This window comes from Micromonospora sp. C28SCA-DRY-2, from assembly GCF_030519475.1.
Lineage (GTDB): Bacteria > Actinomycetota > Actinomycetes > Mycobacteriales > Micromonosporaceae > Micromonospora.
The window spans coordinates 868,026-874,440 of sequence record NZ_JAUMKD010000003.1 but is presented as its reverse complement, the minus strand read 5'-3'; the positions used below and the strand labels follow the sequence as shown (position 1 = coordinate 874,440).

The following is a 6,415-nucleotide window of genomic DNA, read 5'->3' as shown; positions in this document are numbered from 1 at the left end:
CCGGTCCCTCCCCCGGGTCAGTCCGCGGCCCAGAGCGCCGGCGCCCGCGGCGGCTCCCAGCCGACCTGCGCGGTGTGGGCCTGGAGGCAGCGGTAGCCGAGACCGCCGTAGGTCACCCGGGCCCCGGCCGGGTAGGCGGTGCCGGGCGCCCAGGTTCCGCCGGGCGCGGTGCCGGTCGGGGTGGGCGTGGGCGCGGAGGTCACGTTGAGCACGAAGTCGAAGCTGCCCTCCCGGCCGCCGGCCACCGTCCGGACCGTCATCAGCAGGGCGGCGTCGAAGATCGGGTCGGTGTTGTTGCGGGGCTCGCCCGGGAAGTAGAGCTGGGTGGTGAGCACCGGCCGGTTGGGCGCCTGCGCCTTGACGTGGATGTGCCGGGTGCGCCCGGGGTAGAGGCCCGGCACGATGGTGCTCAGCCGGTACCCGCCCGAGGCGTCGGTGAACTGGTGCCCGCGCAGCCGGTAGCCGGTGTTGTCGTAGGCGCCGTTGGCGTCCGCCTGCCAGAAGTCCAGCAGCACGCCGGGGACCGGCCGGCAGTCCAGCCCGAAGACGTGGCCGATGACGGTGAGTCGGGTGCCGACCACGCCGGGCTCGATCAGTGAGGTGCGCCGGGGTGAGTTCGGCTTGAAGTACGGCCCCTCCATCTGTTCCGGCGTCGGGTCGTCGCCGTCGTCGCAGTACGGGGTGAGCGGTGGCGGGGACGTCGCGGCGGTCGCCTCGGTGCCGGCGCCCGAAGCGGCCCCGGCGGCGAGGAGCGGGACGGGCAGGGCCAGCGCCGCGGCCTTCAGCACGCTCTTGCGGGACACGCCACCACCGTGGCGGGGGTCGGCCGGCTCCGCTGCGTCTCTGGGTGCGCCGTTCATGAGCGTTCCTCCTCGTCTCCGACGGGTTTCCCGGCCCGGATGGCCGGTGGCGGCCCGGACCGCCCGGGGCCGGGCCGGCCACCCGACGCTATTGACCGGCGTCAGGATCCGTCGATGTGTGGCCGGACGGGGTCGTGGTGTTTTCCGCCGTGCCGCCGGAACGCGCCGGGGGAGTCGCCGACCTCGCGGCGGAAGAACCGGCAGAAGTAGGCGGGATCGGCGAAGCCGAGCCGGCCGGCGATCGCGGCCACGGTGAGGTCCGTCCCGGCCAGCAGGCGTTTCGCCTCCAGCACCCGGGCGCGGCGGATCAGCCGGGCGGGAGTGGTCCCGGTGGCGAGCGGCACCGCGTCGTTGAGGTGGCGCACCGACACGCCGATCCGGCGCGCGTACGCGTGGGGCGGCTGGCCGACCAGGTCCGGATCGGCGAGCAGTTCCTCGAAGTGGCGGGCGATGGCGGCGGCCCGCCGGTCTCGGGCGGCCGGCGGCTCCGGGGGCGGGTGCGAGGCCGGTGCCGTGGGGCGGGACCGCAGCGCCTCGGTGAGCAGGAGGTGCAGATAGGCCCGGAGTGGGCCCGCGCGGCCCGGTCCGGGGCGGTGGTACTCGGCGGTCGCCCAGCGCAGCAGCGTGGCGATCCGCCGCGCCTGCGCGGCGTCCCGGGGGCGCCAGGAGCGGTGGCCCGAGCGGTGCAGCGCGTCGCGGTCCGCCGGGGCGGTGAGCAGGAACTCGGCGGTGCAGAGCAACACGTGGCCGCGCAGCTCGCGCTGGTCCCGCCACTGGTGCACCTGGCCGGGCGTGACGACGAACAGGTGCGGCGGCCGGACGGGATGGGTGTCGAGGTCGATCAGGTGCGCCGCCCGGCCGTGGGTCACGTACACCAGCTCGTAGAAGGTGTGCCGGTGCGGGAAGTCGGCGCGGGACAGCGGACCGAGCTCGTCGAAGGTGCCGACGGCGAAGGGCAGGTCGTCCTGGTCGGGTACGGCCAGGTGGTGCCGGGGCAGCGCCGGTGGCGGACCGGCGGCGCCCGGTCGTGATCGGACGGACGGGATCCGGCCGGCGGCCGGGTCGGGCGAGCGCGACGGCGACACGGGCAGCCCCCTGAACTGGCGTGAGCAAATTGGTAAGAGTCTTTATTGACGGCGTCGGATGTCTAACCTACGGTGATGGCAACAGGGTTAACAACAACTGTTTTCTCTCCTGTAGCGCACCGGTGGTGAGCCTGCCGGGCGGCACGTCGTGCCTGCTCGTAGCCGGTCGCTTCGACCCTCCACATCGTCTCGACCCCGCGAGGAGACCCCATGCTCCGACGAACTACCACCGTGGCGGCGACTACCCTCGGTGCCGCCGCGCTGGTGCTGACCGTGGCGCTGACCGCCCACGCCAGCGCCGACCCCACCGCCGCGCCCGCCGCCCCCGTCGCCGCCCCCGACGGCGTCGCCCCCGAGGTGTTCGCCGCCCTGCAACGGGACCTGCGGCTGACTCCGGCCCAGGCCAAGGCCCGGCTCGACGTCGACGACCGGGCCAGCCGGGTGCAGCAGGTGCTGCGCAGCACCCTCGGCGCCCGCTACGGCGGCACCTGGGTGGGGGAGCGGGGTGACGCCGTGTCGGTCGGCGTCACCACCACCGCCGACGCCGCCACGGTGCGCAACCTCGGCGCTGTCCCGGTGCCGGTGACCCACCCCGAGCAGGCCCTGGACCGGGCGGTCGACCGGCTCAACGGACGGGCCGCCGCCGCCCCCGCCACGGTCGTCGGCTGGTACGCCGACCTTCCCGGCAACGCCGTCGTGGTCCTCGCCCGGGACGGCGGCGCGGCCGCGGCCCGGTCCTTCGCCGCCGCCGCCGGGGTGCCGGCCGACGTGCTGCGCGTCCGAGCCAGCACGGAGGATCCGCGGCCGTACGTCGACGTGATCGGCGGCAACGCCTACTACACCGGCAGCAGCCGGTGCTCGATCGGCTTCTCGGTGAACGGTGGCTTCGTCACCGCCGGCCACTGTGGCCGGGTCGGGGCCCGCACCTCGCAGCCCGCCGGCACGGTGCGCGGCTCGACGTTCCCCGGCCGGGACTACGCCTGGGTGCAGGTGGACGCCGGGAACACCCCGCGCGGGCTGGTGAACGACTACCGCGGCGGAACGGTGGCGGTGGCCGGCAGCGTCGAGGCCGCGGTGGGCGCGGCGGTCTGCCGCTCCGGCTCCACCACCGGGTGGCGCTGCGGCACCATCCAGCAGAAGAACGCCTCGGTGACCTACCCGGAGGGCACGGTGACCGGACTGACCCGGAGCAACGCCTGCGCCGAGCCGGGTGACTCCGGCGGTTCGTGGATCTCCGGCAACCAGGCCCAGGGGGTCACCTCGGGCGGCTCCGGCAACTGCAGCACCGGCGGGACGATGTACTTCCAGCCGGTCAACCCGATCCTGGCGGCGTACGGGCTGACGCTGGTCACCAGCGGCGGCGGCCCCGGGCCGAGCCCGACGCCCACCGCGACCGGCACCCCGCCGGACGGCACCACCTGGCAGGTCGGCACCACGTACGCCACCGGCGCGACGGTGAGCTACGCGGGCGTGTCCTACCGCTGCCTCCAGGGGCACACCGCCCAGCCGGGTTGGGAGCCGCCCAACGTGCCGGCACTCTGGCAGCGGATCTGACACCCCGCCGCTGCCGGACGCCGCGGGCCCGGTCGTCGTGGCGACCGGGCCCGCACGCGTCCGTCCCCGGGGCGGTCATCCCGCCCCACCCGCCGTCAGAGCGCGCCGCCGAAGGTGTCGCAGGACTTCGGGTCGCCGGTGGAGTAGCCCCGGGTGAACCACTCCTTGCGCTGGGCCGAGGAGCCGTGGGTGAACTCCTCGGGGTTCACCGGCCGGTTCGCCCGCTCGGAGATGGCGTCGTCGCCGATCTTCTCCGCCGCGTCGATGGCCTGCGCGATGTCCTGCTCGGTGATGCTGGTGAAGATCTTCTGGCCGCTCTCGTCCGCGGTGCCGGTGGCGTTCTTCGCCCACGCGCCGGCGTAGCAGTCGGCCTGGAGTTCCAGCTTCACCGACAGCGCGTTCGCGTTGTCCGGGTCGCGCTGCTGCTGGCGGCGCATCTGCGCCTCGGTGCCGAGCAGGTCCTGCACGTGGTGGCCGTACTCGTGGGCCAGCACGTACGGCTGGGCGAACTCGCCGGAGGCGCCGAGCTGCTCGGCGAGCACCCGGTAGAAGGTCAGGTCGATGTAGACCAGGTCGTCGGCGGGGCAGTAGAACGGGCCGACGCCGGAGTCGGCCTGGCCGCAGGCGGTGTTCACGCCCTGGCTGAAGAACACGGTGCGGGACGGGCGGTACTGCTCGCCGAACGCCTCCGGCAGCGCCGTCCGCCAGTACGCCTGGATCGAGTTCACGTAGAGGGTGTTGCGGCAGTCGAGCTGCTGGAGCGCGTCGTCGGCGGAGCACTTCTGCTCCAGCGAGGTGTTGTCGCCCTGCTCGCCGCCGCCGCCGTTGGTCGCCGCGTTCAGCCCGAAGCCGCCGCCGACCAGGGCGACCAGCACGGCGACGATGATGCCGACGAGGCCGCCGCGGCCGCCACCGATCGGGATCGGAATGCCGCCCAGGCCGCCGCCTCCGCCGGACCCTCGCCGGTCGTCCACCTGGCTGGTGTCGATCCGCGCGTTCTCGTTCAGCTCCATGTCTACCCCGATCACCGATTTGATCCGTCGTGGTGGTTGCGGTACCGGACCGGGTCCGGACGCCGATTCGGGTACCCGATGATCTTGGTCGGTAATCCGGCGGAGGCGCCGGGCGTCCCCCGGTACACTTGCCGCGTGCTGCTCTGCGAAGGCTGAACCGCCCCGCGCCGACGGTCCCTCCGGCCCGCCGGCGCTCTCGCGTGCCCTGAGTCAGCCCTTCCAGACCCCGAGAGCGAGTTCTCCGACATGATCACTGCCACCGGCCTGGAACTGCGTGCCGGCGCCCGGATCCTGCTGTCCGACACCACGCTGCGGGTGCAACCGGGCGACCGGATCGGCCTGGTCGGCCGCAACGGCGCCGGCAAGACCACCACGCTGAAGGTGCTCGCCGGCGAGGGGCAGCCGTACGCCGGGCAGATCGACCGGCGCAGCGCCATCGGCTACCTGCCGCAGGACCCGCGCACCGGCGACCTGGACGTCACCGGCCGGGACCGGGTCCTCTCCGCCCGTGGCCTGGACGTGCTGATGGCCCAGATGAAGGAGATCGAGGCCAAGCTCGCCGACGACGCGGACGAGAAGCTGGTCCGCCGCTACGGCGTGCTGGAGGACCAGTTCGCCTCGCTCGGCGGGTACGCGGCCGAGGCGGAGGCCGCCCGGATCTGCGCCAACCTGGGCCTGCCCGACCGGGCGCTCGCCCAGACCATCGGCACCCTCTCCGGCGGCCAGCGCCGCCGCATCGAGCTGGCCCGGATCCTGTTCCGCGACGCCGGCGAGAACGGCGGCGGCATCCTGCTGCTGGACGAGCCGACCAACCACCTCGACGCCGACTCGATCACCTGGCTGCGCGGCTTCCTCGCCAACCACAAGGGCGGCCTGATCGTGATCAGCCACGACGCCTCGCTGCTCGAGGCGGTGGTGAACAAGGTCTGGTTCCTGGACGCCACCCGCTCCGTGGTGGACGTCTACAACCTGGGCTGGAAGGCGTACCTGGCGCAGCGGGAGACCGACGAGCGCCGCCGGCGCCGGGAGCGGGCCAACGCCGAGAAGAAGGCCGGCGCGCTGATGGCGCAGGCCGACAAGATGCGGGCCAAGGCCACCAAGACCGTCGCCGCGCAGAACATGGCCCGGCGGGCCGAGCGGCTCATCGCCGGCCTGGAGGAGGTACGCGTCGCCGACAAGGTGGCCAAGGTGCGCTTCCCCAGCCCGGCACCGTGCGGCAAGACCCCGCTCACCGCGACCGGCCTGTCGAAGTCGTACGGGTCGCTGGAGATCTTCACCGACGTGAACGTGGCGGTGGACCGGGGCTCCCGGGTGGCCATCCTCGGGCTCAACGGCGCCGGCAAGACCACCCTGCTGCGCATCCTCGGCGGCCTGTTGGAGCCGGACACCGGCCAGGTCAACCCGGGGCACGGGCTGCGGCTGGGCTACTACGCCCAGGAACACGAGACGCTGGACGTGGACCGTACGGTGCTGGAGCACATGCGCAGCGCCGCGGCCGAGCAGACCGACACCGACCTGCGCAAGATCCTCGGCGCGTTCCTCTTCTCCGGCGAGGACGTGGACAAGCCCGCCGGGGTGCTCTCCGGCGGCGAGAAGACCCGGCTGGCCCTGGCCACGCTGGTCTGCTCGGGCGCGAACGTGCTGCTGCTGGACGAGCCGACGAACAACCTCGACCCGGTCAGCCGGGAGCAGGTGCTCGACGCCATCGCCCGCTACCCGGGCGCGATCGTGCTGGTCACCCACGACCCCGGCGCGGTCATGGCGCTCAAGCCCGACCGGGCCATCCTGCTGCCCGACGGCGACGAGGACGCCTGGAGCGACGACCTGCTGGAACTCGTCGAACTCGCCTGATCCCCAGGTCATCCCCGTCCCGCGCCGGTGACGCTCCCACCAGGGCACACCC

5 protein-coding genes are annotated in these 6,415 nt (G+C 73.8%); 2 read left to right on the top strand and 3 right to left on the bottom strand.

The window, feature by feature from the left end:
- Positions 1-17 precede the first annotated feature (17 nt).
- Entirely contained in the window at positions 18-803 is a 786-nt protein-coding gene (locus tag Q3W71_RS17570; RefSeq protein ID WP_302920409.1) for a carbohydrate-binding protein, read from the bottom strand.
- 158 nt (positions 804-961) lie between these two features.
- Positions 962-1,945, bottom strand: coding sequence for a helix-turn-helix domain-containing protein (locus Q3W71_RS17565; protein ID WP_302920408.1), 984 nt, complete (start codon positions 1,943-1,945; stop codon positions 962-964).
- A 210-nt stretch (positions 1,946-2,155) separates the two neighbouring features.
- Between Q3W71_RS17565 and Q3W71_RS17560 the strand changes: the two genes are divergently transcribed.
- Entirely contained in the window at positions 2,156-3,499 is a 1,344-nt protein-coding gene (locus Q3W71_RS17560) for a carbohydrate-binding protein (protein WP_302920407.1), read from the top strand.
- Between the two features lie 95 nt (positions 3,500-3,594).
- On the opposite strand, the gene Q3W71_RS17555 is transcribed toward Q3W71_RS17560, so the two are convergent.
- Positions 3,595-4,512, bottom strand: coding sequence for a neutral zinc metallopeptidase (locus Q3W71_RS17555; protein WP_302920443.1), 918 nt, complete (start codon positions 4,510-4,512; stop codon positions 3,595-3,597).
- Positions 4,513-4,758: 246 nt separating this feature from the next.
- On the opposite strand from Q3W71_RS17555, the gene Q3W71_RS17550 reads away from it, so the two are divergent.
- Positions 4,759-6,363 carry an ABC-F family ATP-binding cassette domain-containing protein gene (locus Q3W71_RS17550; RefSeq protein ID WP_302920406.1) on the top strand — a complete coding sequence of 535 codons (1,605 nt, stop codon included), beginning with the start codon at positions 4,759-4,761 and terminating at the stop codon, positions 6,361-6,363.
- Positions 6,364-6,415 lie beyond the last annotated feature (52 nt).